Origin of the sequence: Parafannyhessea umbonata, from assembly GCF_900105025.1 — a bacterium.
Classification (GTDB): domain Bacteria; phylum Actinomycetota; class Coriobacteriia; order Coriobacteriales; family Atopobiaceae; genus Parafannyhessea; species Parafannyhessea umbonata.
This window is the reverse complement of record NZ_LT629759.1, coordinates 2,030,931-2,055,469: the sequence shown is the minus strand read 5'-3', so window position 1 is coordinate 2,055,469 and position 24,539 is coordinate 2,030,931. Positions and strand designations below refer to the sequence as shown.

Genomic DNA, 24,539 nt, shown 5'->3' with positions numbered 1-24,539 from the left:
CGGACGACCTTTGGCCGCTTGATTACCCTCCAATATAGGGTAGGTTATGCGCGTTTGGGAAACGCGGGAAGAGAAGACGTATACTCAGACGATGGAGTACTAGCAGAAAATCGTTGCCTGGGGCAAAGGACAATAGCATGGCGACAACTCGCACCTATCTTGATTACCTTGACGAGAAGATCGACATCTCGCCTGCCAACAGCCAGGAGGAGCTTGACGCTGCCGAGCTGATGGGCTCCCTCATGGAGGAGCACGGGCTAGACGTGCAGATGCAGGAGTTTGACGCACCGTCGCAGGGGAAGCTCGCGCACCACGTGCTGTACATCGTCATGTTTGTTGGCATTTTGCTGGCAGGGTTCTTGGGGACCGCCGCCGGTGCAGTTGGCCTCATTCTTGTAGCGGCTTCATTCGTGCTGCTTGCCATGGAGTTTGCCGGTCGTGACGTGCTGGGCAACATTGGCCCCCGCGGGCGCAGCCAGAACGTTATTGGCGTCCATCGCGCTACCGGTCCACTTGTGATGAAGGGCAACCGCCCCATCGTGATCGTGGCGCACTATGACAGCCCGAACGAGGATCTGCTGAGCCGTCCCCAGGTCGCAAGGTACCAGCCCATGCTGAAGCGCGCGACGTTCTACTGTGCGGTGATCGTTCCGATTTGCGCGCTCGTGCAGCTGATGGGTTTTCTTCCGGAAAGCTTTAGGCACATATTCTGGATCGCGGGCATCTTGGCCTCGCTCCCGCTGCTGGCGGTGGGGGTCTCGGCAATCTATCAGAAGTTTGCCCCCTGCACGACGGGCGCGAACGATAACAAGGCTTCTCTTGCGGCAATGCTGGGCGTGATGGACATGGTGCGACCCACCGACGATGCTGCGAAGCGCTATGTTGCGCTGCACCCACGCCAGCCGATGGAGGAGTTCCCGCAGGAGGAGCCTGCTGCGCAGGGCGAAGAGTATGCAGAGCCGTTTGCCGGCGAGGAGCAGTATGTTGGCGCGGACGGATACTACCCTGCCGAACCTGTTGGCGAGGAGAAGATTCCCGCCGAGCAAGTCCAGGAGCAGCCGGCGCAGGATGCTGCCGCGGACGTCGAGATTGTCGCGGACACCGAGGCGCCCGCCGGCGTGGAGGACGCAGACGCGTATTACCCCGAGGCGTACGCCGCAGATTCGACAGCCGATGCGAACGTCGACGCGCCTGTGGAGACCGAGGCGCCCGCGAACCCCGTAGCCGCTTTCTTCAAGAAGGCTTCTGCAAGCATCGCCGGTGGCGTGCGCAACCTTCGCGACGAGGTAGAGGCGCGTCGTACGGGAGGTGCTGCGCGCAATGCGGAACAGCCTTCGGAGGGCGAAGGCTTTGACGAGGCGGCTGCCAACTATCCGGAGGACTTTGTCACGGAGGAGCCGCAGGGCGAGAAGAGCGAGTCTGCCGCGCCGCGCGGCGACGTTTCCGGCGCGCATGATGTCCACGTGCGCCGGGCGACCCCGCTGCCCACTCAGGTTCCGGAAGTCGACCCGTTTGAGGACAACGTCCGTCGCGGTCCGGATTTCATGGGCAGCCTGAACATCCTTCCGGCTGACTGCGAGATCGTGTACGACAATCCGCCGCGCCCGCGCCCGGACCTCTCTAACCTTCCCGAGATTCCGGAGATCCCGGACTTCACGGCGGAGTTTGAGGAGAAGTACGCTGAGTCCTTCTCGCCCGTGGCGCCTGAGATGCAGGACGCATCTGTCCAGGCGGCGGATGCCCAGGAGGTGCTCGACGCCGAGCCGGCTGCCGTCACGCAGCCGCATGCGGCAGGGGATCTGGACGAGACGCGGTATTCCCCCGTTGCGACCGGCAACCCCTATATAGAGAATGCTCCAGCAGAAGTCGACTACATACATTATGTGACGTACGACGAGCAGTACCCCATCGTTGAGGAGTACGAGGTAATAGAAGAGCCGAAGCACGACGAGCCGGACGGCTCTGATGAAGCGTCAGGATCTGCGGCGGGTGGCGCGACGGATAGCGATCTGAGTGCGTCGGCTTCGGATGAGACAACTTCTGACTATGCCGCGGACGTCGTCTCGGCACCAGTTGCGGAGCCCGCGCAGACAACTGAGGAATACGACGCCATCGCTGCTGGTGGCGACACCGCTCGCATGGACGCGACCTCTGCCGTCGACGACAGCCAGACACACCTGATCGACCTTCCGGAGATTGAGCCTCACTACACGGCGATTGACCATGCCGTTCCCGAGGTCATATATGAGGACGAGCCCGAGCCAGAGCCCGCGCTCGAGTCAGAGCCCGAGCCCGCGCCTGCCATGGCGCGCGAGTCCGAACATGCGGTCGAGCCTGCGACCACTGCAGAGCCGGAAGGTGCACAGGCGACGGAGCCTGAGGAAAAGGCAGCCACGTCGGACTTCGACTTGGCGCCGGAACAGGAATGGGACGAGGCCGATACGGCGCTGGACGAGGATTACTTGGTCGAGGATTCTGCAGAGGATGACTCTGCGGATGCCGAGCAGGTAACTGCAGAGGACGACGAGTTTCTCATCCCCGTAGACAACGGCGATTCCGAGCCTTACTACTATGATGCGCCTGCTGTCAAAAACGATGATGTCGAGAAGGACGAAGGCGCTTTGGCCGAGGAAGCTGCGGACGCTGCGACGGCCGACACGACCGTCGATGGTGCGGTGGATGATGGGACATCGGACAAACTGATTGACGTCGGAACCGCTCAACCGGAAGAGAAGCGAAAGGCATCCGGCTTCCTTGCGAAGCTGAAGTCTCTGTTTGCCGGGCATGGCGACCGTCAGAAGAGTGCAAGGTTTGCGGCGAGAAGCGAGGAGCCGCTGTCGGTTGACTCGACGGCGGACATGCCGGTGCTTCATCTGGAAGACTATGGCAACAGTGAGCCGAGCGAAGACACTGCCAACGTTGACTCGACGGCTGACGATGACGCATACGACGACCATGACTACGAGGTTGTCTCGACTGTGGAGGCATATGATGCGTCGTCTGAGCAAGAGGCGGAACCTGAGAGCGAACCCGCACTCGAAGCTGAGCCTGCAACAGCATGTGAGCCCAAGCCAGATTATGAGCCCGAAACCGAAACGAATGCGGACGTGGCGTATGCACCCGCGACCACCTTTGGAGTGGATTCCTTTGGGGATGACGCTCCGGTAATAGAGGACTACGAGGTGATTGACGATTCCAAGGCGGATGACTCGCAGCTGCCTGACGCAGGTGTGCCGTCTTACCAAGAGCCGGTAGCGGAGGAGGAAGCCGCGAATGAGGCCGTGTACGATACTGCGGCGTTCGACGAGCTTGAGGCAACGGCTCACCTGAAGCCGCTGCACCCCGCGGCTCTGAGGGACGAGTACGCCGATAGCGTTGAGCCCATGCCGACCTACGCGGAGCCCGCGGACGACGTCGCGTCCGAGGAGCCTGCCTTGGCGGATGATACCGCCGAGCAGGATGCTCTGCCCACGGAGCCGATTGAGGAACCGGCGGCCGAGGCGGCGCCGAAGGAGTCCTTCGAACCCGCGGCCGAGGTGGATAACGAGCCGGTGGCCGAGACCGCAGACGACACGGATGAGCCGCAGGACGCTGACGGCGGCGCTGCCGTCGAGGCCGAAGACGACGCCAACATGATGGAAGACGTTGCGGGAGGGCCTGACCCGCAGGTGTCCTCCAAGGCGGATGCGACTGGTGCCATGTCTGGCTATAGCTTTGTTCCGAACGAGGAGGTTCCCGAGGAGGAGCTCGCCGCCAAGGATGCGTCTGGGTTGGATGCGCCCATCGAGGACGAGACCCCTGCAGAGAAGATTCCTGCGCCGCGGCCGATTGAAGACCCGAGTTGGGGCCGGAGCGAGTTCCGGCCGGCACACAACAGCATGGCGCGTCGTGCCGTGCTGTTTGACCTGCCGGATCCCAGCGAGACAACAACCGACCCGTTTGGTACGGGCAACCTGGGCAACTCCGGCTCACTTCGTACCGGACGCACACCCATTGCGGCCGGCGCACAAAAGGTGGACTCCGCACCGCTTGGAACGCGTGAGCCGATTGGCCTGGTCAACGGCACCCACGCCATGCAGGACGAAGCCAGCCGACTGAGCGGAAGCGCGGAGCGAACCAGAAAGGCGCAAGCCGCCGCGGCGCGCAAGCGCTTCTCGTCCCTTTTTGGCAACAGGGAGAAGCGCCGCGACCCAGAGCCGGAGCAACAGTCCATGGGAGAGTGGCTTGGCGTGGGAGACGACTTCGACGCGAAGACGGACGGTCGCAAGATCGGCGACTGGGAGCACTTTGGAGAGGATGAGAAGAACGGCGGCTCTGGTCGTCGCGGGGACTGGAAGGGTGGCGCCACGACGCGCTCTGGCTTTAGGGTAGTGGAGGGCGACGGCGCCGACGCTGCCGATGCGTATGGCGATGCGCCTCAGACGGACGATGCTTCGCGGGAGGCGGAGGGCTACGACCTGTACCCGGTGGACGAGTCTGTCTACCAGCAGACTGAGCCTGGTGTTGACGCAGGCGTTGACGCGGGTGCCCAGGGCTACGCTGCTGACGGATACGCGCCGGGCACGGCACCTGCTGACGCCTATGCGGGGACCGAGGTGGCCGGACAGGAGCCCACGCAGGAGGACCTGCGCCAGGCCATACTTGGCATGAGCAACGACGAGCTGCTGGCACACGACATCTACTTTGTGGCGCTGGGCGCCTCGAACGTGGACCATGCGGGCATGAAGCACTTCCTGGCGGAGCACCGCGGTGACATCCGCGGCGCCTTCCTGGTGAACCTGGACTCCGTGGGAGCAGGTGACCTCGTGTTCCTGACGCATGAGGGTCGCACGAACACGCGTCGCTCTGACAGGCGTATGGGCAGGATGCTGATGGGCATCGCAAAGGACCTGCACATTCCGCTGGGCAGGGCAAAGTTTGACTGGGGCGAGACCGATGCGACCCTGGCCATGCAGAACTCCGTGCGCGCGACGACGCTCATGGGCATGAGCCCGGACGGCGTGCCGGCGCTTTCCGCTACCTCGGACGACGTGCCGGAGAACGTGAACCCGTCGCAGGTGGTAGCGGTAAGCGACCTGATCGCAGAGCTGATTCGTCGCTCGTAAGGGCGGGTGACGGGATTTTTGAAAGGCGGACGCATGTCTGGCACACGCGAAGACGATACGAGGGCCGATGGCATCTCGCCGGAGCTCGACCGGCTCTCGGCGGCGCTCATGGGGGATGCCCTGGACCTGCTTGCCGCCGGCGAGGACGTGAACGTGCTGCTGGTGGCGTCCGATGCCCAGGGGAACGTCGCGTCATTCTCGTTTTCTGACGACGGGATAGAGGAGTGCATCGAGGGCGCACGAGACAAGGTGCGCGAGCTTGCGCGGGCGCATGGCGACGAAAGATCAGGCGTGGGTGCGCCCGTGCGCTACGCCATTACGTACGTGGGGGCCGTTGCGGACGAGTCCGGCACGTACCAGGACGCCCTGTTGCTGGAGTTTGGCGAGAAGGGCTATAGGTCTTACTCGGCATACTCCTATTTCAAGGGCAAAGGCACGGGCGAGGGATTTGCCTGGACCGACCCCGCGCCCGCAGGGGAGCTGGAACCCCTGCTGTGAGGGCACGTCCTTCTCGCCCGAAAAAACAGACGCGCGGCAGGCCGGCCTTGCTCTTGAGGCTGCCTGCCGCGAGCAGTTTAGATGGAAAGCGGCAGGTGGCGGTCTTGCACGTGCCTGCGTGCTATAAGGTTTTGCAGGTTACACCGCTGAATTGACAGAAGAGGTAAACATGCTCCAGGAGCACATCAGGAACATCGCAATCATCGCGCACGTCGACCACGGCAAGACGACGCTGGTTGACCAGATGCTGAAGGCGACGCACGCCTTCCGTGAAAACCAGCAGGTTCAGGAGCGCGTGCTTGACTCCAACGACCAGGAGCGCGAGCGCGGCATCACGATTCTGGCGAAGAACATCTCTATCGAGTACAAGGACGTGAAGATCAACGTGATCGACACGCCGGGCCACGCGGACTTTGGCGGCGAGGTAGAACGCGTGCTGAAGATGGCTGACGGCGCTGTGCTGCTGGTGGACGCGGCCGAGGGCCCCATGCCGCAGACGCGCTTTGTGCTTTCGCACGCCATTGCGGCGAACCTGCGCATCATGGTGTGCATCAACAAGATCGACCGCGAGGGCGCGAACCCCGAGAAGGCGCTGAACGACTGCCTAGACCTGATGATGGACCTGGGTGCCGACGACGACCAGCTTGAGTTTGCCATGGAGCACGTGGTGTACGCGTCCGCCGTGAATGGCTACGCGCGCCTTGACCCGGACGACGGCAACATGGACATGTACCCGCTGCTGGACATGATCGTGGATGCGCTGCCCGCGCCGGACGTGGACGTGGACGGACCGCTGGCCATGCAGTGCGTGACCGTGGACCACTCTGACTACGTGGGCCGCATTGGCATCGGCCGCATCTATTCTGGTACTATCCACGCAGGCGACAAGATCCTGGTGGTGAAGAACGACGGCTCGCGCGCCATGAGCCAGGTGAAGCAGCTGTTCACGTTTGACTACCTGGGCCGCAAGGAGTGCACGCAGGCAGAGGCCGGCGACATCGCTGCCGTGGTGGGCCTTGACTCCACCGACATCGGCGACGTGTACACCGACCCCGAGAACCCCGTCGAGCTTGACCCGATCGAGATCGACCCGCCCACGCTCTCCATCATCTTCGAGCCCAGCACGAGCCCGCTTGTTGGCCGCGAGGGCGACATCGTTGGCGGCCGCCAGCTGAAGGAGCGCCTGGAGCAGGAGCGCGAGAACAACGTGACCATGCGCATCGAGGAGACTCCGGACAAGACGGGCGTCGAGGTTGCGGGACGCGGCATCCTGCACCTGTCCGTCCTGATGGAGCAGATGCGCCGCGAAGGCTTCGAGTTCCAGGTTGGTCGCCCGAAGGTCCTGTTCAAGAAGGACGAGAACGGCAACAAGCTCGAGCCGATCGAGGAGGCCGTGGTCGAGTGCCCGAACGAGTGCTCCGGCAAGGTCATCGAGGTGTTTGGCAACGCCGGCGGCACCATGAGCAACATGAGTGCAGGCATCCAGCAAACTCACCTTGAGTTCCACATCCCCACCCGCGGCATCATGGGCCTGAAGACCCGCATCATGAACGTGACGCACGGCGAGGCCGTGTTCTATCACAACTTCCTGGAGTACGGCCCGTTTGCCGGCGAGATCGGCGGCCGCCAGAACGGTGCCATGATCTCTATGTCGACCGAGAAGGCCGTTGCGTACGCGCTGGGCACCCTGCAAGAGCGCGGCCAGCTGTTTGTGGCGCCTGGCGACGAGTGCTACGAGGGCATGCTCGTGGGCGAGCGCTCCAAGCCCGGCGACATGGTCGTGAACGTGGCCCGCACAAAGCAGCTTGGCAACCAGCGCTCCTCCACCGCGGACATCGCGGTACAGCTGACGCCACCCAGGACGTTCACGCTCGAGGAGGCCCTCGAGTACATCATGGAAGACGAGCTGGTCGAGGTGACCCCGAAGAGCATCCGCATGCGCAAGCGCATCCTCTCCGAGACGGAGCGCCGCAAGTGGCGCGTCAGGAACGGCCTCGTCAACAAGTAGGCCTCGCGATAGACGCGACCGACTGAGCCCTGTGCGCGCACGGCCGCGACAACGCAAGAGACACGTGCAAGAAAGCGCCGCCGAGAAGAGCATGAGGCTCTTCTCGGCGGCGTCTTTTTAGGCTCGATGTCTTGCGCTACTCTTGCGGTTTACCGCTGATGTCTTGCGAGGAGATGCCCCCGGGGACTTCCGGGGAGTCGTTGTCCTCGATCTCTATCCTGTCGATGACGCGGGTGCGGGGAGCGTCCGTCGCGCTGGACTTGTGGTGCGTGTTGTCCGGAGAGGGCTGCTCCACGTAGGTTATCTGATAGCCGCCACGACCCTCGAACTTGCGAAGGATGCGCCGGGAGTTCTCTTTTCCGTCCTCCTGGGCAAGGTGGTAGATGACCCGGACCTTTTTTGTGACGACGGGCGCGAGGTCCACGTTTGCGGGGGAGAGGATGTTGAAGTGCAGCGATAGGCGTCGCATGAGAATGACGACGGCGACGCTGATGGCCGTGGCCCACTCGCCCGTGACGTTTGCGTGGATGATGAGCATGTAGAACGTGATGGCGCCCGCGACGGCGCAGATGGCATAGAAGTTGCTGCGCTGGAAGATGCGCGGGGTGTTGCCGAGGAAGATGTCGCGGAGCATGCCGCCGCCGACGCCGGTGACAGTTCCCATGAGCACGACGGCCCACGGGTTCATGCGGTACACGATTGCCTTATCGGAGCCGGCGGCCACGAACAGACCGACCGATATAATGTCGACCCACTCGATGAGGTGCGGGAACCGCGTGAGCAGGCTGGGGAAGAGGAAGCCGCCGCACCCCACGAGAACCGTCATGGGGATGGCGTACGGCGAGTTGACCATGTAGACGTCGTTGTGCTGGATGATGAGGTCGCGGATGAGGCCACCGCCCAGGCCGCCGAGCATGGCGAGCACGATGAAGCCCACGAGGTCGAGCTTGCGCTCCGTTGCGACGAGTATGCCGGATACGGAGCCCACCGCCACGGCGGACGCGTCGAGCCATGCGGGGATGGCGACGGCGGTGACGTCTGGTCCAGATGCGGATATGAGCTCGGGAATCACGTTCTTCTCCCTGTGTCGTTGGATGCGCGATAGTAGTGAACTACGAATATAGCCGTTCTGGCGCGAGGGTGACGCCGCGCGCCGATGAGCTCTCTTGGCCACCGCGACCGCCCTGCTGCCCCGCTTGGCCTCGTGGGCAAAAATTGTAGAAATAATGGGCTTCACACAAGGGGTCAAAGTAATGTATACTTGCTTCCGCGGTTTTGAGGAGAGTTGTCCGAGTGGCCGAAGGAGCACGATTGGAAATCGTGTATACGCCTAAAGCGTATCCTGGGTTCAAATCCCAGACTCTCCGCCAGAATGGTCCAGTGGCGCCTTCGGGCGCCACTTTTAGATAGCCAATACCCCACGGAGGGGTGGCAGAGTGGTTGAATGCGGCGGTCTCGAAAACCGTTTACCCGCTTCGCGGGTACGAGGGTTCGAATCCCTCCTCCTCCGCCATTAGAAGCTTGACGGGTGGAACCTCGTGTTCCGCCCGTTTTTTCTTTATTGACGGAATGCCGTCGGCCAAGCGCGGTCAATCTTGCACCTGCCTTGACACGCGCCGGCGCCGTGCAAAGATGTAACGAGCTTTATGTGACAATCATTTGCAAGCAAACTGCCCCGCTGTCGGCCAACCGGCAGGAAGGAGTCCGACATGAGTGCCGAGAAGGAAGCCTACTATTCCAGGTCATGGGCGCTGCTCACACGCGACAAAGGCTGGTGGAAGGTTCTGCTGGTTGCAGGCATCGCGAGCTTCGTGCCCATCGTCGGGCCCTTGGGCGTGTTTGGCTATGCGCTGGAGTGGGCCAGGCTCACGGCGTGGGGCGTGGACGCGTCGCCCAAGCAGAAGGGCGTCCGCGTGGGCGAGTGCATCAAGAGCGGTTGGCGCGGGTTCGTGGCCTGCCTGGGCTGGCTCATCGTGTGGGAGGTCATATCGCTGTGCCTTGCGCGCCTGACGCATAACAACGACGTGGTGAGCCTGCTTGTGGCCATATGCTCGCTCTTCGTAAACATCATCCTGTGCGCAGCCGCGCTCCGTGCGGCCGTGTACCAGAACTTCAAGGCGGGCTACCAAGCCAACCGCCTGTGGGACATGCTGAAGGCGGACTTTGGCGGCATCGCGAAGATCACGGGAATCACGACGCTGGCGTCGCTTGTCATAGGCTTCGTGCTGAGCGTGGTCGGTTTCATGGCGATGATGCCGTCAGTCGTGCGCGTGATTGGCTTTGCGGTGTCGGCGAGCCCCTCCACCGACTACCGCGCGTTCGTAAACGTCCTTGTGGACGCGATCGCGGGCATCTTCCCCCTGATCATGTTCATGGCATACCTCGCGAGCGTGGGCCAAGCCTTCGTCACGCTCATCGAGTCCACGGCCGTGGGTCTGTGGATGAGGAACTTCGACGTTCCCGCATGGGGTGCGAGCGCCGATCCGCTCCCAACCTCCGTTGCGACCCTTCCGGAGCCGGAGCGCCCCGCAAACCCCATGGAAAGTGATGCCTCCTTACAGCAAAGTGCCGCCACACCGGCAACCTCGCAGCAGCCTGCAGCCCCTGAGGGCGAGAAGAACGAGGCCGCTGGGAAGGAGCCTACGAACCAAACGCAGGAAGGCGCAGGTAGCGACGGTGTGCAAAACTCGCCTGCATCGGGAGATGCGGACGATTCGCCCCGATTCTTGTAGGGTTCGTGGCGAGGTTTGGGCAAAGGGGCCTTGCTCTTCTCGCCATCACGCTCTTAACGTGCGCATATGTATCCCCGGGCAGACATCTGCAGCCCGGGGATATTTTTCTGCAAGCACCGCCTGCTACGCTTCTTGTGTGGGGAACGTATGGGGAGTCGTGTTTAAGGCGCGATGACGAAGAGTTGGGGCGCATCTGTGTTACGATACCAAATCGACCTTTCCTGTTCCGGATGCACCTTCACTAACCGGAGCCGTTAGCCCAGAGGAGGTGACCACATGAAGGCTTATGAACTGCTGTATTTTGTCGATCCCGCGGCCACTGAGGAGGCTCGCGCCGGCGTCTCCAAGCGTATTGACGTCGCTGTCACCGAGAACGGCGGCAAGATCGACAACGTCGAGGACTGGGGCAAGCGCAAGCTCGCCTTTGAGATCGACAAGCTCACCGAGGGTGACTACACCCTCGTCGACTTCCACGCAGACCCCGCTCAGATCGCCGAGCTCGATCGCGTTCTCCGCATCAACGATGCGGTGAAGCGCCACATGATCGTGCGTCGCACCGACAGGGACTAGTTTTGGAAGTGTGGACGTGCGCGTCCACGGACGAGAGGCGTGAGCAAGCATGAGTATCAACAGGGTGAACATTTCCGGTAACCTCACTCGCGACCCGGAGCTGCGCTCGACCGCTGGCGGGACCCAGGTTCTGACCTTTGGCGTTGCCGTCAACGACCGTCGTCGCAACCCGCAGAGCGGCGAGTGGGAGGACGTTCCCAACTACATCGACTGCGTCGTGTTTGGCAATCGTGCCGAACCGCTCTCCCGTTTTCTCTCCAAGGGCATGAAGGTTGCCATCGAGGGCAAGCTTCGCTGGAGCTCCTGGGAGCGCGACGGACAGAAGCGTAGCAAGATCGAGGTAATCGTTGATGAGGTCGAGTTCCTCTCGCAGAGGAACGGCGGCCAGCAGGGCGGTGGCTACCAGCAGAACAACGGTGGTAACTACCAGAACTACTCTGCCCCTGCGCCTGCTCGTGCTCCCGAGCCCTCCCGTCCCCCCGTCCAGACTCCGCCCAGCGCGGACATCTACGACGAGGACATCCCGTTCTAGGATTAAAGAAGGCGGCCAGCGTACGCACGGCCGTCGTAAGAAAGGCAAAAAGACATGGCTAAGCAAAGGCAAGTTGAACAGCGCCAGCCGCGTCGCAAGTATTGCCAGTTCTGCAAGGAGGATGTCGAGTTCATCGACTACAAGGACACGCAGCTCCTCCGCAAGTACATGACCGACCGTGGCAAGATCAAGCCCCGTCGCGTCACTGGCGCCTGCACGCAGCATCAGCACGACATCGCGGTCGCTATCAAGCGCGCCCGCGAGATGGCACTCCTGCCGTACACCGTCACCGTGGTTTCCAGCCGTGGTGGCCGCAACCGCGGCTAGGTAGCCTCTAGAGAAGGACGCAGCTTCTTTTGAACGACACTTCCGAAAACGGACGTCCGGTGGCTCCCGAGGGGTTTGACGGCTCCAAGGGTAAGCGCGGCGCCCAAGAGGTGGCGGAAGGACCGAGTTCCACCCAAGGTGGTCTCGTCTGGATTCTGGTTGGCGCGGCATGCATGCTCGTGGGAATCGACTTCGCGTGCGTGCTTGTGGCGTACGGAATCGGCCTTTCGGAATCGAACGGGAAAGGGGCCAGGCGGACGGCGTTTGTCGTTGCCTGCCTCGCCTCCGTCCTCGTTTGCATCCTGGTCGATCCCCAGCAGATACCCTATGTGCTCATTGGGTGCCTGACGGCTTGGATCTTCTCTGCGGACGGTTCGGACGCAGAGGCCTCCTCTGGTTGGAAGTGCTTTGCCATCGCGGCAATAGCGCTTGCGATGGCAGGTACCGACGCGGTGTTCGCCTTCCTGAACAACACGTCCCTTCCCGCCGCGATGAACGGCGCGATACGGGTGTATGCGAGGGAGGCGGGGCAGTCTGCAAGCGCGGACATGCGCGAGCAGCTGACCGCGGTGGTGACGTTGGCCAAGACCTACTGGCCGATGGCGTTTCTGAGCAACGCCATCGTAGAGGCGCTTTGCTCTCACATCGGCGGGAGCCTTGCGGCAAGAAAGAGAAACGCGCGCACAAAGCGTACGTTCTCCGAGTTTGACGCGCCGGTTTGGGTTGCGGTGCTCTTCATCGTCGGGGTTGCGGCGAGCCTCGTAAGCTCGCAGCTGCCTGCCTGGTCCTCCCAGGTGAAGATGGTGGGAGAGAACGTCCTCACGGCAGCCAGGGTGGCCCTGTTCCTGCAGGGCGCGGCCGTGGCGACGTGGTACACGAAGAAGGCTGGCTTCGGTCCCATAACGCAGGGACTGACGCTGGTCGCAGCGTTCTATCTTGAAGTGTCATTCTTGTTAGTGAGCGTTGTGGGATTGGTCGACGTAGTCGCGGCGAACTTCCGCGGCCTTCCGCGCAAGCGGGACAACGCGCGACCAAAAGATCCCAAAGTGAGCAAAGAGTCGGCCTAGGCCGACCAACAAAAGGAGTTCCCATGAAAGTCATCCTTCTGGGTGAGCTCAGGGGCAAGGGCGGCGAGGGCGACATCGTAGAGGTCGCTCAGGGCTATGCGGAGAACTATCTGTTCCCCCAGAAGATCGCTCAGCCTGCCACCCCGGGCAACATCAAGCAGCTTGAGGAGCGCCGCCACAACATCGAGAAGCGCGAGGAGAAGCGCATCGCCGATGCCAACGCGACGAAGGCCAAGCTCGACGACCAGACGATCGTGATCGACGCCAAGGTTGGCGAGAACAACCAGCTCTTCGGCGCCGTCACCGCCGCGCAGATTGCAGACGCCATCAAGGCTCAGCTCGGCGTCGAGGTCGACCGCAAGCGCATCGCGACCGGTGGTGCCATCAAGACCGCCGGCGCCCACGTCGTCGACGTCAACTTCTACCGCGAGATCGGCTCCAAGGTCACCGTTATGGTTGGCACCCCCGCCGAGGAGGAGCCTGCCGAGGAGCCCGAGGCTGCCGAGGCCGAGCAGGCCGAGGCCGCCGAGGCTCCCGCGGAGGAGTCTGCGGAGTAGCGTTCCCGCACCCAAGCTCCAGTAGCGGCTCTAGCAGGGGATTTCAACAATACCTGCAGGTAGAAGGGTCGTCATAAGAGCCTGGCCAGCACATACGTGCGCCATACGGGCCGCCCGAACATGCTTTCGTTCGGGTGGCCCTTTTCTCAACGAGAAGGCAACTAGGCAATCTACCTGCGAGAATGTGCTGTTTTCGCAGGTAGAAGGTGGTGCATGGGAGTTCGTGGCATTTCTCGCCTAGCGACTGGTTTTGTGAGGAGAAATGTTGAAAACGCGAACCTCGAAAATTTCCCAAATTTGTTGAAAACTAAGAAAAGTGACGAAAGGCCCGCTTGTCGCGCCTAGCTATCAACAATTTGGATCGCAGCCTTCGATAGTGGTTGCAGATGGACTTGACAAATCGCCGAAGGCTTCATTCAGAATGTGTGCGTTGAGGTAACCAGACGAGGAGCGGATGCGACATGTCCGACAACCAATACGACAACTACTCTGGCTCTGGAGGGTCGCTTCCGGGTGCCGGCGTGATGCCGCAGGACCTTGCCGCCGAGAAGAGCATCCTCTCGGCGATGCTGCTCTCCCAGGAGGTGCTGCAGGAATGCCTCGTCGCGCTGAACGAGGACGACTTCTACCTCTACTCGCACAAGGCGATCTTCCGCGCGATGAACGAGCTGTTCGACCGCGGCCAGGTGGTGGACCCCGTCTCGCTCGCAGACCACCTCAGGAGCACGGGAAACCTGGACAAGGTTGGCGGGATGGCGTACATCCTCGACCTCAACACGAACTCGTTCTCGCTCGCGAGCTGGCAGCACCACGTCGAGATCCTGCACAGGGACGCGACGCTGCGCGCCATCATCGACGCATCCTCCAAGATCACCGCCCTTGCGTTTGACGCGCCTGAGGACACGAAGGAGGTCGTGGACACCGCGGAGAACCTACTCCTTGGCGTCACGAACCGCGAGATTGGCGACAGCTACTCCACGCTCACGGAGGTCATGGGCGACCTCTATACGGAGCTGGGAGAGATGTGCCAGAACCCGGATGGCACGCTGGGCGTTTCCACGGGCTACCCCGGGATCGACGCGTGCCTGCAGGGCCTGCGGCCGGGACAGATGGTCGTCATCGGCGCGCGACCGGGCGTCGGAAAGACGTCGTTTGCGTTGAACCTTGCCGTGAACGCGGCGGCCGCGGGTGCAAGCGTCGCGTTCTTCTCGCTCGAGATGAGCAAGACGGAGATTGCGCAGCGCCTGCTGTCGGCACAGGCCAAGATCCCGCTTTCCGCCATCCGCGGCGCAAAGATCAAGGACGACCAGTGGGGCACAATCCTGGACGCCACGCGCGACCTGTCGCAGCTGGACATACTGATTGACGACACGCCCGGCACGACGGTGACCGAGATTCGCGCGAAGGCCCGCCGCATGCTGAAGGACAAGCCCAAGGGCATGGTCATGGTCGACTACCTGCAGCTGCTTTCACCGCCGTCCGGAGGCCACCGTGCGGATAGCCGTGCGACGGAGGTCTCGGAGATGTCGCGTGGCATCAAGATCATGGCGAAGGACCTCGAGGTCCCCGTCATCGCGCTTTCGCAGCTTAACCGGCAGGTCACGGACCGCAAGGGCCAGCGCCCACAGCTGTCCGACCTGCGAGAGTCCGGCTCCATCGAGCAGGACGCCGACATCGTCATCCTGCTGGACCGCTCCATGACGGAGGAGGAGGCCGCGCGCGACGACCGCCCGGACATGAACGTGACGGAGTTCATCATCGCGAAGAACCGTTCCGGCCCGCTGAACATCGTGCCGCTCATGTTCCTGCCGGGCTCCACCAAGTTTGTCGAGGTGGACACCAGGCACGGCGACTAACGGCGCGGTCGCCCATAGAGATGCGTTGAGAGTCTCAAACATAGGTAACGAGAAGGACGGGAAGTCCCTCTCGTGGCCTATACTGAGACTGCCGGCGCCACGGCGCCGCGAGACGTGAACATGACCCGACAGGGAGGATGCAATGCCTGCAACAGTTCTGGTTGGCACACAGTGGGGCGATGAGGGCAAGGGTAAGGTCACGGACCTCATCTCGGGCGACTACGACGTCGTCTGCCGCTACGCCGGCGGCGCGAACGCCGGCCACACGGTCATCGCGAACGGCCACAAGCTCGCCCTTCACCAGGTTCCCTCCGGCGTGATGTACCATGGCACCTATCCCGTCATCGGCAACGGCTGCATCGTCGACCCCGAGGTCCTGCTCGGCGAGGTCGACATGCTCGAGGGACAGGGCATCTCGTGCAAGGACCTCAAGATCTCCGGCAACGCGCACATCGTGATGCCGTACCACAAGGACCTGGACGGCGCGCACGAGAAGAAGCTGGGCAAGAACCTCATCGGTACCACGAAGCGCGGCGTCGGGCCCTGCTACATGGACAAGATGAACCGCACCGGCCTGCGCATCCAGGACATGCTGGACGAGAAGATCTTCCGCGAGAAGCTGGACGCGGCCCTTTCGTACACCAACCCCATCCTCGAGAAGGTCTACGACCTCCCGACCTACACGGTCGAACAGATCTGCGAGTCGTACCTGCCGTTCGCTGAGCGCATCCGCCCGTATATCGTGGAGAGCTCGCTCTTCCTGAACGAGCAGCTCGAGGCCGGCAAGAACATCCTCTTCGAAGGCGCCCAGGCCACGATGCTCGACATCGATCACGGCACCTACCCGTTCGTCACCTCCTCCAACTGCACCGCCGGCGGCGCGGTCACGGGCTCCGGCGTCGGTCCCACCCAGATCAAGCGCGTGCTGGGCGTCGCGAAGGCATACCTCACCCGCGTGGGCTCCGGTCCGTTCCCAACGGAGCTGTTTGACGAGGTGGGCGACAAGCTGGGCGAGGTCGGCCACGAGTACGGCGTGACGACCGGCCGCAAGCGCCGCTGCGGCTGGTATGACGGCGTCGTCGTGAACTACGCGGCCCGCGTCAACGGCCTGACGGACCTTGCGATCACGAAGCTGGACGTCCTGGGCTGCCTGGACGAGATCAAGGTCTGCGTCGCGTACGAGTGCGACGGCAAGCGCTACACCACCGTGCCGGAGCACCAGAGCGTCTTCTATCACGCGAAGCCCGTGTACGAGACCCTTCCCGGCTGGAAGTGCGACATCTCCGGCGTGCGGAACTTCTATCAGCTGCCGCGCGAGGCGAAGGACTACGTCGACTTCCTCGAGCAGCTCGCGGGCGTGCGCGTCTCCATCATCACCGTCGGCCCCGATCGCGACCAGACGATCGACCGCTACTGGAAGTAGGCCGGCGTGAGCTCCAGCACTTCCAACAGAAAGTTCGCGATAGTGTGCGATAGCGCGTGCGACCTCCCCCTCTCCACGCTGGAGAGGGCGGGGGTCGCCCTCGTACCGCTCGTCGTGCGCATGGGGCACGAGCAGTACCGCGACTGCCTCGACATCGACACCCCCACCTTCTACCGCGAGTACACCAAGCACCGCGGCCAGATCAACACCTACTCGCCGTCCGAGGTCGACTTTTTGACCGTGTACCAGGCCCTTGCGGAGCAGGGGTGCGAGCGCATCGTCTCGCTGCACGTCTCGTCCCAGATGAGGGACGTGTGCGAGGTGGCTCGCAGCGCCGTCTCAAAGGTGCAGGGCGCGGGCGTTACGGTCATCGACACCCATGCGGCCTCGGTGGAGTACGCGCTCGTGCTCGCGCGGCTCGTGCTGGACCGCAATGCCGGCATGGACTCCTACGAGGCCGTGGAGCGTGCGCAGGCGCTGTCCGCGGCGTCGCGCATGCTCATGGTCCCCACGGCGGACGCGAACCCGTCGAACGGCATCGGCCACAAGCGCGGCGGCATCCTCGGCCACATGAGCCAGCTGCAGCGCCGCGCGCTCGGCGTGCGCGGCCTCGTCAAGATCACGCCCGATGGCCAGGCGGAGGAGATCACCACCTCCTCGGACACGTCGCGTCTCGCGGGCGTGCTCGCACGCACGCTCAGCCGCTACTCCGCAAAGGTCGGCCCCATCACGTATGCTGAGGTCTACTCCGGCGACCCCAAGGTCCTGCAGAAGCTGGAGAAGCCGCTCGACACGAACGAGTTCGAGTCCGCGTGTGCCGCCCGCCTCAGGGCCAACCCCTCGACCTGCGCCCAGATCGGCGTCGGCGCCGTGGGAATCGCCTGCGCGCCCGCATCGCTCATCACGGCGGAGGAGGCATCCTCAATCCTTCAGGCACGTCCAGCCTAGGCCACATCCACGTCTAGCCCAAGGAGGGCACCATGGCTTCACAAGACCACAAGGTAGACATCCTGCTCCTAGGTTCCGGCGGGCGCGAGCACGCCATGTTGGTCAAGCTCGCCCAGTCCCCGCGCGCCGGGAGGCTGTTCGTGGCGCCGGGCAACGGCGGCATGTACCAGCTCGCCCAGAAGGCGGACGTGGACCAGGACGACCCGGCGGCGGTCGCACGCTTCGCCCGCGAGAATGGCATCGGCCTCGTGGTGATAGGTCCAGAGGCGCCGCTCGTCGCAGGCGTGGCCGATGCCGTGCGCGCGGAGGGCATTCCCGTCTTTGGCCCCAGCGGCCAGGCCGCGCAGATGGAGGGCTCGAAGAAGTTCGCCAAGGACGTTATGGAGCGAGCCGGCGTCCCCACGGCCAGGTACGAGTCGTTCACGGACGAGGCCGCTTGCGCGGAGTACGTGCGCAAGGTCGGTGGCCCCATTGTCATCAAGGCCGACGGCCTCGCTGCCGGCAAGGGCGTCATCGTTGCGCAGACCACACAGGAGGCCCTCGACGGCGTCCACGAGTGCTTCACCGCGTTTGGCGATGCGGGGTCGCTCGTCGTGGTCGAGGAGATGCTCGAGGGTCCGGAGTGCTCGCTTCTGGCACTCACTGACGGCAAGACCGTCGTGCCGCTCGCGACCTCCCAGGACCACAAGCGCGCCCTCGACGGCGACCGCGGCCTTAACACGGGCGGCATGGGCGTGTACTCTCCGGTGCCCATCCTGCTGCCCGGCGAGCTTGAGCAGATGGTCCAGATAGAGGAGAAGGTCGTGGCGGAGCTGGCCCAAGAGGACAACCCCTACAGCGGCTGCCTGTACGGAGGCTTCATGCTCACGAAGGATGGCCCTAAGGTACTCGAGTTCAACGCCCGCTTCGGCGACCCCGAGACCCAGGTCGTGCTGCCGCGCATGAAGGGCGACCTCGTCGAGTGCTTCCTCGCGTGCGACGATGGCACCCTCAGCCCCGACATGGTCTCGTGGGACGACGACTGGGCCGTATCCGTCGTGCTCACGAGCGCCGGCTACCCCGGATCCTACGAGAAGGGCAAGCTCATAACCGGCATCGATGACGCAAACGCGATGGACGGCGTTACCGTCTACCACGCGGGCACCAAGCTCGGCGAGGACGGCGCCGTCTACACCAACGGCGGCCGCGTGCTCGACGTCACGGCCGTCGCCCCCACGTTCGAGGACGCCCGCAACAAGGCGTACGAGGCGTGCGACAAGATTTTCTTCGAAGGCAAGACGTACCGCCACGACATCGGCATCAAGGCGATCAAGGGCCGCGCGAACCTGTAGCGTCCCACCTGGGTACCATGAGCATGTAGGCCAACAGTCGCGGCGCCGCGTGGTGCCGCGACTTTTTATCCGGGAGGCAGCGTATGTCCAAAGACGAGAAGAACAAGGCCATGGGCCAGGAGGACGTCACGCTAGACGAGGACGACCTCTCGCTTCTTGCCGAGCAGCACGAGGTGCAGCTCGACGACGGGACGGAGGACGCCCTTGAACACGCGGTATCGAGCATGGTCGATGGGGTGGACGCCTTCACGTACGACGGCGACAGGAGCAGGCACGACCATCACTCCGGGGCGCCTGAGCGCAGGCACCTAGTTCTGGGCGACGACGACCCGCGTGACGTGAACCTGAGCGAGCACGTGCTTACCGAGGACGTGGTGTTCAAGGGGCGCGTGTTCAACATCGACCGCCTGCGCGTGAGGCTGCCGGACGGTGCGGAGGCGGATCGCGACGTCGTGCGCCACCCCGGCGCCGTCGCGATCGTCGCACTCACGGACGACGGCCGCATCTGCCTCGTGCGGCAGTACCGCTCCGCCCTCGGCCGCGTCACGGTGGAGATTCCCGCCGGCAAGCTCAATCCCGGCGAGGACCCTCTGGACTGCGCGGAGCGCGAGCTTGCGGAGGAGACGGGTATGCGCGCCCAGAAGATGGCGTTTCTCACCACTATTGCCACGGCGGCGGGGTTCGCAGACGAGCTCATCCACATCTACATGGCGACGGGCCTTACGCTGGCGGAGTCGAGCCCGGATGCGGACGAGTTCATAAACGTCGACCTCGTGGACCTGCCAGAGCTGGTGGACGCCGTGCTCGACGGCAGGATCGAGGATGCGAAGACCGTGGTCGGCGCGCTCATATGTGATGCGGTTGCGCACCGGCTCTCCCCGCAGGGCGCGGACGCGCGGTAGCAATATACTTGACGGGATTGATTGTTGGCCGGATTGATTGACGGGACGGGCGTGGCCCGCGGCAGGAAGAGGCTTCATGGCAAAGTTGGGGGGAAAGGCTCGCGGGCGGGGCACCCTTGACGCCGCAGACGCAGAGAAGCTCTTCTCGACCGTGGACGAGACGGGCCACACCAACGAGGAGACCGCGGCGCGCCAGCGCAAGATGCGCAGCCAGGGGCGCCACGGCGTCGACGTGGACCCGCTTTCCGACAAGGACCCCTCGGGCTCCAACGTGGGCGAGGTCATGACCCGCACCACGACCATCTTCCTCGTGGTGTTCTTCCTGGCCGTCGTAACACTGCAGGTGTCCTGCGGCGTGGTGCGACGCGTCAGCACGCGCAGCCTTGGCAACGAAGCCAGCATCTCGAGCGTCGTCGCAGCCATGAGCAACGGCGTGGAGTGGGGAAACGGCTACACGCAGTTCCCGGAGGACTTCTCGGTGCAGGAGGCGGACGAGAACACCCACCGCATCGAGGTGACCGTGACGGACACGAGCTCCTCCGACGTGCTGGGCGTGTTCTCGACCTCGCAGATCCAGGCGGCCGCCCTTGCGACGAACGCCCTCATGAACCCTGACATCAACACTGTCATCTACAACGTGAACGTTCACGTGAACAAGGCGGGCAAGATTCAGACGTCCAGGTTCTTTGGCTACCTCAAGCCCACGGGCGAGCTGAAGACCCTCATGACGTTCATCTGGACCAAGACGTCGACCGCGCAGGGCGTGCGCTTCAACTGCTCCATCACGGGCGTTGACTCCGCGACGGAAAAACAGCTGCGCAAGTCCATCACGAACGGGGTGCTGGACCAGGTGTTTGGCCCGAGCGCGGACGACAAGTCCACAAGCGGCACGGACGGCGGGGCCGGCGGCATACTGGGCGTGCTGACCTCTGGCACCAACGAAAAGTCCACCGATGGCGAGTCCGGCACGGACGTCACCTCTACCACGGACAACAACGCCACTGCGAGCGCCACAATCGCCACGGGCGAGAAGAACACCGCCGGCGCTGCGACTGGCGCGGGCGGTGGAAACTGACGCCGCTGAACCTATACTGTCTGTAGCGGCCATCGGCGCAGGCGTTGGCTGGAAGGGCGCTTTCCAAAGAGACGAACACGAGACCTTGGAGGTCAAGCATGGCAGAGCAGCCTGTCGTCGGCATCATCATGGGTTCGAAGTCCGACATGCCGGCAATGGAGGCATGCACGAAGGAGCTGGAGGAGCTGGGCGTTCCCTACGAGCTTGTCATCGCGTCCGCGCATCGCGCGCCCGCGAAGGTGCACGAGTGGGCCTCGAGCGCGGCGAACCGCGGCATCAAGGTGATCATCGCGGCGGCAGGCAAGGCTGCGCACCTGGGCGGCGTCGTTGCGGCGTACACCCCGCTTCCCATCGTGGGCGTGCCCATGAAGACCTCCGACCTCGGTGGCATGGACTCGCTCCTGTCCATGGTGCAGATGCCGTCCGGCGTGCCCGTGGCCTGCGTCGCCATCGGCGGCGCGAAGAACGCGGCCATCTATGCGACGCAGATCCTGGGCGCGACCATGCCGGAGTACCGCGAGAAGATCGTGGAGCTGAAGAGACAGATGGCCGAGGCCTAGCTCACGCAAATGCACTGCAGCGCGAGGCGTCCATTTGTGGGCGCCTCGCGTCGTTTGTGGCTGAACGCATGCCAAACGTGCAAGAATGGTGCGTTGGAAGCGAAGACGGCCGGCGCCCAACGCCCGCCGAGACCTTGGTAGGAGTGACGATGGGAAAGCACACGCGATCTCGGCAGCCCGGCGACACGGCGCAGTCGCCAGCCGTGGCGCCTGCGTTGGAGCGAGGTGCCGTGGGCTTCGAGCCGCTGACGTCCGCGCAGGATGCGTCGGCAGGCGCCCGCGCCAGCCATGACAGGCGCGAGGCCGTCGGCGCCTCGCAGCGCCCAAGGCGAAAGCACCGGCTGCGCAACGTGTTGAGCACCGTCTTCCTGGTGGTTGGCATAGCCCTTCTCGCCACGGCGGGATACCTGTACTTCCACGCGCAAAGCGAGTACAGCCACACCCGGCAGAGCAACGAGAAGCTCCAGAAGGTTGCGAACGTCCAGGTGAGCGAGGACAACGGCGCGCCCAAGATAGACTTTGCCGCGCTGGAGGCCGTGAACGACGACATCGTGGGCTGGGTGGACGTCGTGGGGACGAGCATGAGCTTTCCCGTGTACCAGGGCAAGACCAACAACACGTACCTGCGCACGTCCGCAACGGGCGAGTACAGCGTGGGCGGCCAGGTGTTCCTGGACTGCAAGAACACGAAGCCGGGAATGGTGGACGCGCAGTCACTGATCTACGGGCACCACCTGAACGACGGGCAGATGTTCGCTCCGCTGGACGACCTCAAGAAGCAGGAGAACTTCGACAAGGTGAAGACGGTCTGGTACGTGGACCGCAACAACAAGGCATGGGAGCTGGAGCCGCTGCTGCTGTACATCATCAAGAGCGACTACGACGATGACCTGCGCACGTTCACCTTTGCATCGAATGACGAGTTTCATGCGTATCTTGGCAAGATGCTCGCGAAGGCGGTGGCGAAGCGCTCGGACGCGCAGCAGGTCATAGGCGGCACGAGCCACGTGCTCACGCTCGTGACGTGCAACTACGACTTTGGCCACGGCCGCGCCGTCATGCTGTGCGTGCCCAAGAGCGAGGCTGCGGCGGCAACGGGGGCCCAGGCGCAGGACGCGTCGACCTCCGGCGCGACCTCTGGCACCACGAACGGCTCCTAGGGAACGGAAGACGCGCCTGCCCGCGGGTACGTCGCGTAAACAATGTGCGCGTAAGGCGCCGCGCCCGCGGCGGCGCCGATGGAACTTGATAGACTTGTGACATACGCAGCAGCCGGTGCGCAGGGCCTTTGCCTTGCGCAGCACACGGAGGAGAAGAGCATGGAGACTCAGCCCAAGCACATTACCTACGCCGACGCCGGCGTGGACGTAGACGAGGGCGCACGTGCGGTGGACGCCATCAAGGCGGCCGTGAAGGAGACGAACCGTCCCGAGGTCATTGGCGGTCTGGGCGGGTTTGGCTCGTGCTTCAGCATGAAGGGCTTCAAGGACATGGAGGATCCCGTGCTCGTGAGCGGCACGGACGGCGTGGGCACCAAGCTCGCGATCGCCCAGCTGCTGGACCGTCACGAGACGGTGGGCGAGGACCTGGTGGCCATGTGCGTGGACGACGTGGTGCCCATCGGCGCGGAGCCGCTGTTCTTCCTGGACTACGTTGCGATCGGCAAGCTGCGTGCCGAGCACGTTGCCAAGATCGTGAAGGGCATCGCGAACGGCTGCAAGAAATCCGGCTGCGCCCTGGTGGGCGGCGAGATGGCCGAGCACCCCGGTGTGATGAACCCGGACGACTACGACCTGGCCGGCTTTGTGGTGGGCGTGGTCGACCGTCCCAAGATGATCGGCCCGCACCTGGTGCACGAGGGCGACGTGATCCTGGGCCTGCCGAGCTCTGGCATCCACTCCAACGGCTACAGCCTGGTGCGCAAGGTCGCCATCGAGGGCAAGACGGTCGAGGAGCTTGAGACCCCGCTTCCCGAGCTGGGCGGCGAGAGCCTGGCCGACGCCGTGATGCGCCCGACCACGATTTACGCCGGCGGCCTGGTGGCGGCCCTCAAGGCCGGTGCCCCCATCCATGCGATGGCGCACATCACGGGCGGAGGCATCACCGAGAACCTCAACCGCGCGCTTCCCTCCAACGTGGACGCCGTGGTGGACCGTGGCGGCGCCGACGGCCCCGCGTGGGACGTGCCGCCCATTATCGACTACTGCGTGAAGGCGGCCGGCCTCACCCCGGACGAGGCGTACAAGACGTTCAACATGGGCGTTGGCATGAGCATCATCTGCGACCCGAACGACGTGGACGAGGTTTGCGAGGACCTGGTTGCCCAGGGCTTTGCGCCGTTTGTGATGGGCGAGTGCGTGAAGGGCGAGGGCAAGGTGACCTACCGATGAGCCAGGAGCGCAAGCCCATACGGCTGGGCGTCCTCATCAGCGGCAGCGGCACGAACCTGCAGGCCATAATCGACAGGATCGCCGCAGGCACGCTCGACGCGGAGGTCGCGATTGTCATCTCTTCTCGCCCTAGCGCATATGGCCTGAAGCGCGCGGAGGCCGCGGGCATCCAGACCATGAGCCTGAGCAAGGAGGTGTACGCCGACCCGATCACGGCGGACGAGGTGATTGCCTCCACGCTGGTGCGCGAGAAGGTCGACTACGTGATCATGGCGGGCTACATGCGCATGGTGCACGCGCCGATCCTGCGCACGTTCCAGAACCGCGTCGTGAACCTGCATCCGGCGCTGCTGCCCAGCTTCAAGGGTGCGCACGCCATCCAGGATGCGTTTGACTACGGCGTGAAGGTCACGGGTGTGACCGTGCACTTTGCGGACGACAAGTACGACTGCGGTCCGATCATCGCGCAGCGCGCGCTGCCCGTGCAGGAGGACTGGGACGTGGACACGCTCGAGGCGCACATCCACGAGATCGAGCACGAGCTGTACCCCGACACCATCCAGCTGCTGGCGGAGGGTCGCGTGCACGTGGAGGGCAACAAGGTCGTGGTCGACCCGCCAGTGGGCGCGTAACGGCGCGACGTTGCGGGCAGACAACT

Annotated in this window: 20 protein-coding genes and 2 tRNA genes; 21 read left to right on the top strand and 1 reads right to left on the bottom strand. The window is 63.7% G+C overall.

Features of this window, described 5'->3' with window-relative positions; all coding sequences use genetic code 11:
- Positions 1-137 precede the first annotated feature (137 nt).
- From BLT96_RS09230 to typA, 3 genes are all read left to right on the top strand, one after another.
- On the top strand, positions 138-5,105 hold the full coding sequence (locus BLT96_RS09230; RefSeq protein WP_090863760.1) for a hypothetical protein: 4,968 nt from the start codon (positions 138-140) through the stop codon (positions 5,103-5,105).
- 33 nt (positions 5,106-5,138) lie between these two features.
- Entirely contained in the window at positions 5,139-5,603 is a 465-nt protein-coding gene (locus BLT96_RS09225; protein WP_090847269.1) for a hypothetical protein, read from the top strand.
- A gap of 169 nt (positions 5,604-5,772) precedes the next feature.
- The gene (gene typA, locus BLT96_RS09220; RefSeq protein WP_090863758.1) at positions 5,773-7,611 is read left to right on the top strand and encodes a translational GTPase TypA; all 1,839 of its coding nucleotides are present in this window, start codon (positions 5,773-5,775) and stop codon (positions 7,609-7,611) included.
- A 136-nt stretch (positions 7,612-7,747) separates the two neighbouring features.
- Here the strand turns inward: typA and BLT96_RS09215 are convergent, their stop codons facing one another.
- Entirely contained in the window at positions 7,748-8,683 is a 936-nt protein-coding gene (locus tag BLT96_RS09215) for a trimeric intracellular cation channel family protein (RefSeq protein WP_090863756.1), read from the bottom strand.
- A 207-nt stretch (positions 8,684-8,890) separates the two neighbouring features.
- On the opposite strand from BLT96_RS09215, the gene BLT96_RS09210 reads away from it, so the two are divergent.
- The 18 genes from BLT96_RS09210 (at position 8,891) to purN (ending at position 24,513) form a co-directional block, all read left to right on the top strand.
- Positions 8,891-8,981, top strand: a tRNA-Ser gene (locus BLT96_RS09210).
- A gap of 52 nt (positions 8,982-9,033) precedes the next feature.
- Positions 9,034-9,124 (top strand) — tRNA-Ser (locus tag BLT96_RS09205).
- A gap of 196 nt (positions 9,125-9,320) precedes the next feature.
- Entirely contained in the window at positions 9,321-10,343 is a 1,023-nt protein-coding gene (locus BLT96_RS09200; RefSeq protein ID WP_090863754.1) for a DUF4013 domain-containing protein, read from the top strand.
- Between the two features lie 276 nt (positions 10,344-10,619).
- Entirely contained in the window at positions 10,620-10,913 is a 294-nt protein-coding gene (rpsF, locus tag BLT96_RS09195; RefSeq protein ID WP_090847277.1) for a 30S ribosomal protein S6, read from the top strand.
- Positions 10,914-10,962: 49 nt separating this feature from the next.
- On the top strand, positions 10,963-11,445 hold the full coding sequence (locus BLT96_RS09190; RefSeq protein ID WP_090847279.1) for a single-stranded DNA-binding protein: 483 nt from the start codon (positions 10,963-10,965) through the stop codon (positions 11,443-11,445).
- A 54-nt stretch (positions 11,446-11,499) separates the two neighbouring features.
- Positions 11,500-11,772: a 30S ribosomal protein S18 gene (gene rpsR, locus BLT96_RS09185; protein ID WP_090847281.1), complete on the top strand. Its 273-nt coding sequence runs from the start codon at positions 11,500-11,502 to the stop codon at positions 11,770-11,772.
- Between the two features lie 29 nt (positions 11,773-11,801).
- Entirely contained in the window at positions 11,802-12,839 is a 1,038-nt protein-coding gene (locus BLT96_RS09180) for a DUF2232 domain-containing protein (protein WP_090863752.1), read from the top strand.
- A 23-nt stretch (positions 12,840-12,862) separates the two neighbouring features.
- Positions 12,863-13,396 (top strand): 50S ribosomal protein L9, encoded by a 534-nt coding sequence (gene rplI / locus BLT96_RS09175; RefSeq protein WP_090847285.1) that lies wholly within the window; start codon positions 12,863-12,865, stop codon positions 13,394-13,396.
- A gap of 461 nt (positions 13,397-13,857) precedes the next feature.
- Positions 13,858-15,252, top strand: a complete 1,395-nt coding sequence (dnaB, locus tag BLT96_RS09170; RefSeq protein ID WP_090847287.1) for a replicative DNA helicase — start codon at positions 13,858-13,860, stop codon at positions 15,250-15,252.
- A 142-nt stretch (positions 15,253-15,394) separates the two neighbouring features.
- Positions 15,395-16,675: an adenylosuccinate synthase gene (locus BLT96_RS09165; protein ID WP_090847289.1), complete on the top strand. Its 1,281-nt coding sequence runs from the start codon at positions 15,395-15,397 to the stop codon at positions 16,673-16,675.
- Between the two features lie 6 nt (positions 16,676-16,681).
- The gene (locus BLT96_RS09160; protein ID WP_090847291.1) at positions 16,682-17,623 is read left to right on the top strand and encodes a DegV family protein; all 942 of its coding nucleotides are present in this window, start codon (positions 16,682-16,684) and stop codon (positions 17,621-17,623) included.
- 32 nt (positions 17,624-17,655) lie between these two features.
- Positions 17,656-18,954, top strand: coding sequence for a phosphoribosylamine--glycine ligase (gene purD, locus BLT96_RS09155; RefSeq protein ID WP_090863750.1), 1,299 nt, complete (start codon positions 17,656-17,658; stop codon positions 18,952-18,954).
- A 224-nt stretch (positions 18,955-19,178) separates the two neighbouring features.
- Positions 19,179-19,856 carry an NUDIX domain-containing protein gene (locus BLT96_RS09150; RefSeq protein ID WP_245719347.1) on the top strand — a complete coding sequence of 226 codons (678 nt, stop codon included), beginning with the start codon at positions 19,179-19,181 and terminating at the stop codon, positions 19,854-19,856.
- 76 nt (positions 19,857-19,932) lie between these two features.
- Positions 19,933-20,931 (top strand): hypothetical protein, encoded by a 999-nt coding sequence (locus BLT96_RS09145; RefSeq protein ID WP_090863748.1) that lies wholly within the window; start codon positions 19,933-19,935, stop codon positions 20,929-20,931.
- A 98-nt stretch (positions 20,932-21,029) separates the two neighbouring features.
- The gene (purE, locus tag BLT96_RS09140) at positions 21,030-21,491 is read left to right on the top strand and encodes a 5-(carboxyamino)imidazole ribonucleotide mutase (protein WP_090863746.1); all 462 of its coding nucleotides are present in this window, start codon (positions 21,030-21,032) and stop codon (positions 21,489-21,491) included.
- A 149-nt stretch (positions 21,492-21,640) separates the two neighbouring features.
- Positions 21,641-22,651 (top strand): class B sortase, encoded by a 1,011-nt coding sequence (locus BLT96_RS09135; protein WP_157692208.1) that lies wholly within the window; start codon positions 21,641-21,643, stop codon positions 22,649-22,651.
- Positions 22,652-22,810: 159 nt separating this feature from the next.
- Positions 22,811-23,881, top strand: coding sequence for a phosphoribosylformylglycinamidine cyclo-ligase (gene purM / locus BLT96_RS09130; RefSeq protein WP_090863742.1), 1,071 nt, complete (start codon positions 22,811-22,813; stop codon positions 23,879-23,881).
- Entirely contained in the window at positions 23,878-24,513 is a 636-nt protein-coding gene (gene purN / locus BLT96_RS09125; RefSeq protein WP_090863739.1) for a phosphoribosylglycinamide formyltransferase, read from the top strand. The genes purM and purN overlap by 4 nt, the downstream gene beginning before the upstream one ends.
- The last annotated feature ends 26 nt before the right edge of the window (positions 24,514-24,539 follow it).

Bases quoted from the DNA above. Each gene is read 5' to 3' on its own strand.
- purD (WP_090863750.1), top strand. From the start codon at position 17,656: ATGGCTTCACAAGACCACAAGGTAGACATCCTGCTCCTAGGTTCCGGC.
- BLT96_RS09225 (WP_090847269.1), top strand. From the start codon at position 5,139: ATGTCTGGCACACGCGAAGACGATACGAGGGCCGATGGCATCTCGCCG.
- purN (WP_090863739.1), top strand. From the start codon at position 23,878: ATGAGCCAGGAGCGCAAGCCCATACGGCTGGGCGTCCTCATCAGCGGC.
- BLT96_RS09135 (WP_157692208.1), top strand. From the start codon at position 21,641: ATGGGAAAGCACACGCGATCTCGGCAGCCCGGCGACACGGCGCAGTCG.
- rpsR (WP_090847281.1), top strand. From the start codon at position 11,500: ATGGCTAAGCAAAGGCAAGTTGAACAGCGCCAGCCGCGTCGCAAGTAT.
- BLT96_RS09165 (WP_090847289.1), top strand. From the start codon at position 15,395: ATGCCTGCAACAGTTCTGGTTGGCACACAGTGGGGCGATGAGGGCAAG.
- purM (WP_090863742.1), top strand. From the start codon at position 22,811: ATGGAGACTCAGCCCAAGCACATTACCTACGCCGACGCCGGCGTGGAC.
- dnaB (WP_090847287.1), top strand. From the start codon at position 13,858: ATGTCCGACAACCAATACGACAACTACTCTGGCTCTGGAGGGTCGCTT.
- rplI (WP_090847285.1), top strand. From the start codon at position 12,863: ATGAAAGTCATCCTTCTGGGTGAGCTCAGGGGCAAGGGCGGCGAGGGC.
- typA (WP_090863758.1), top strand. From the start codon at position 5,773: ATGCTCCAGGAGCACATCAGGAACATCGCAATCATCGCGCACGTCGAC.
- BLT96_RS09145 (WP_090863748.1), top strand. From the start codon at position 19,933: ATGGCAAAGTTGGGGGGAAAGGCTCGCGGGCGGGGCACCCTTGACGCC.
- BLT96_RS09150 (WP_245719347.1), top strand. From the start codon at position 19,179: ATGGTCGATGGGGTGGACGCCTTCACGTACGACGGCGACAGGAGCAGG.
- rpsF (WP_090847277.1), top strand. From the start codon at position 10,620: ATGAAGGCTTATGAACTGCTGTATTTTGTCGATCCCGCGGCCACTGAG.
- BLT96_RS09200 (WP_090863754.1), top strand. From the start codon at position 9,321: ATGAGTGCCGAGAAGGAAGCCTACTATTCCAGGTCATGGGCGCTGCTC.
- BLT96_RS09230 (WP_090863760.1), top strand. From the start codon at position 138: ATGGCGACAACTCGCACCTATCTTGATTACCTTGACGAGAAGATCGAC.
- purE (WP_090863746.1), top strand. From the start codon at position 21,030: ATGGCAGAGCAGCCTGTCGTCGGCATCATCATGGGTTCGAAGTCCGAC.
- BLT96_RS09190 (WP_090847279.1), top strand. From the start codon at position 10,963: ATGAGTATCAACAGGGTGAACATTTCCGGTAACCTCACTCGCGACCCG.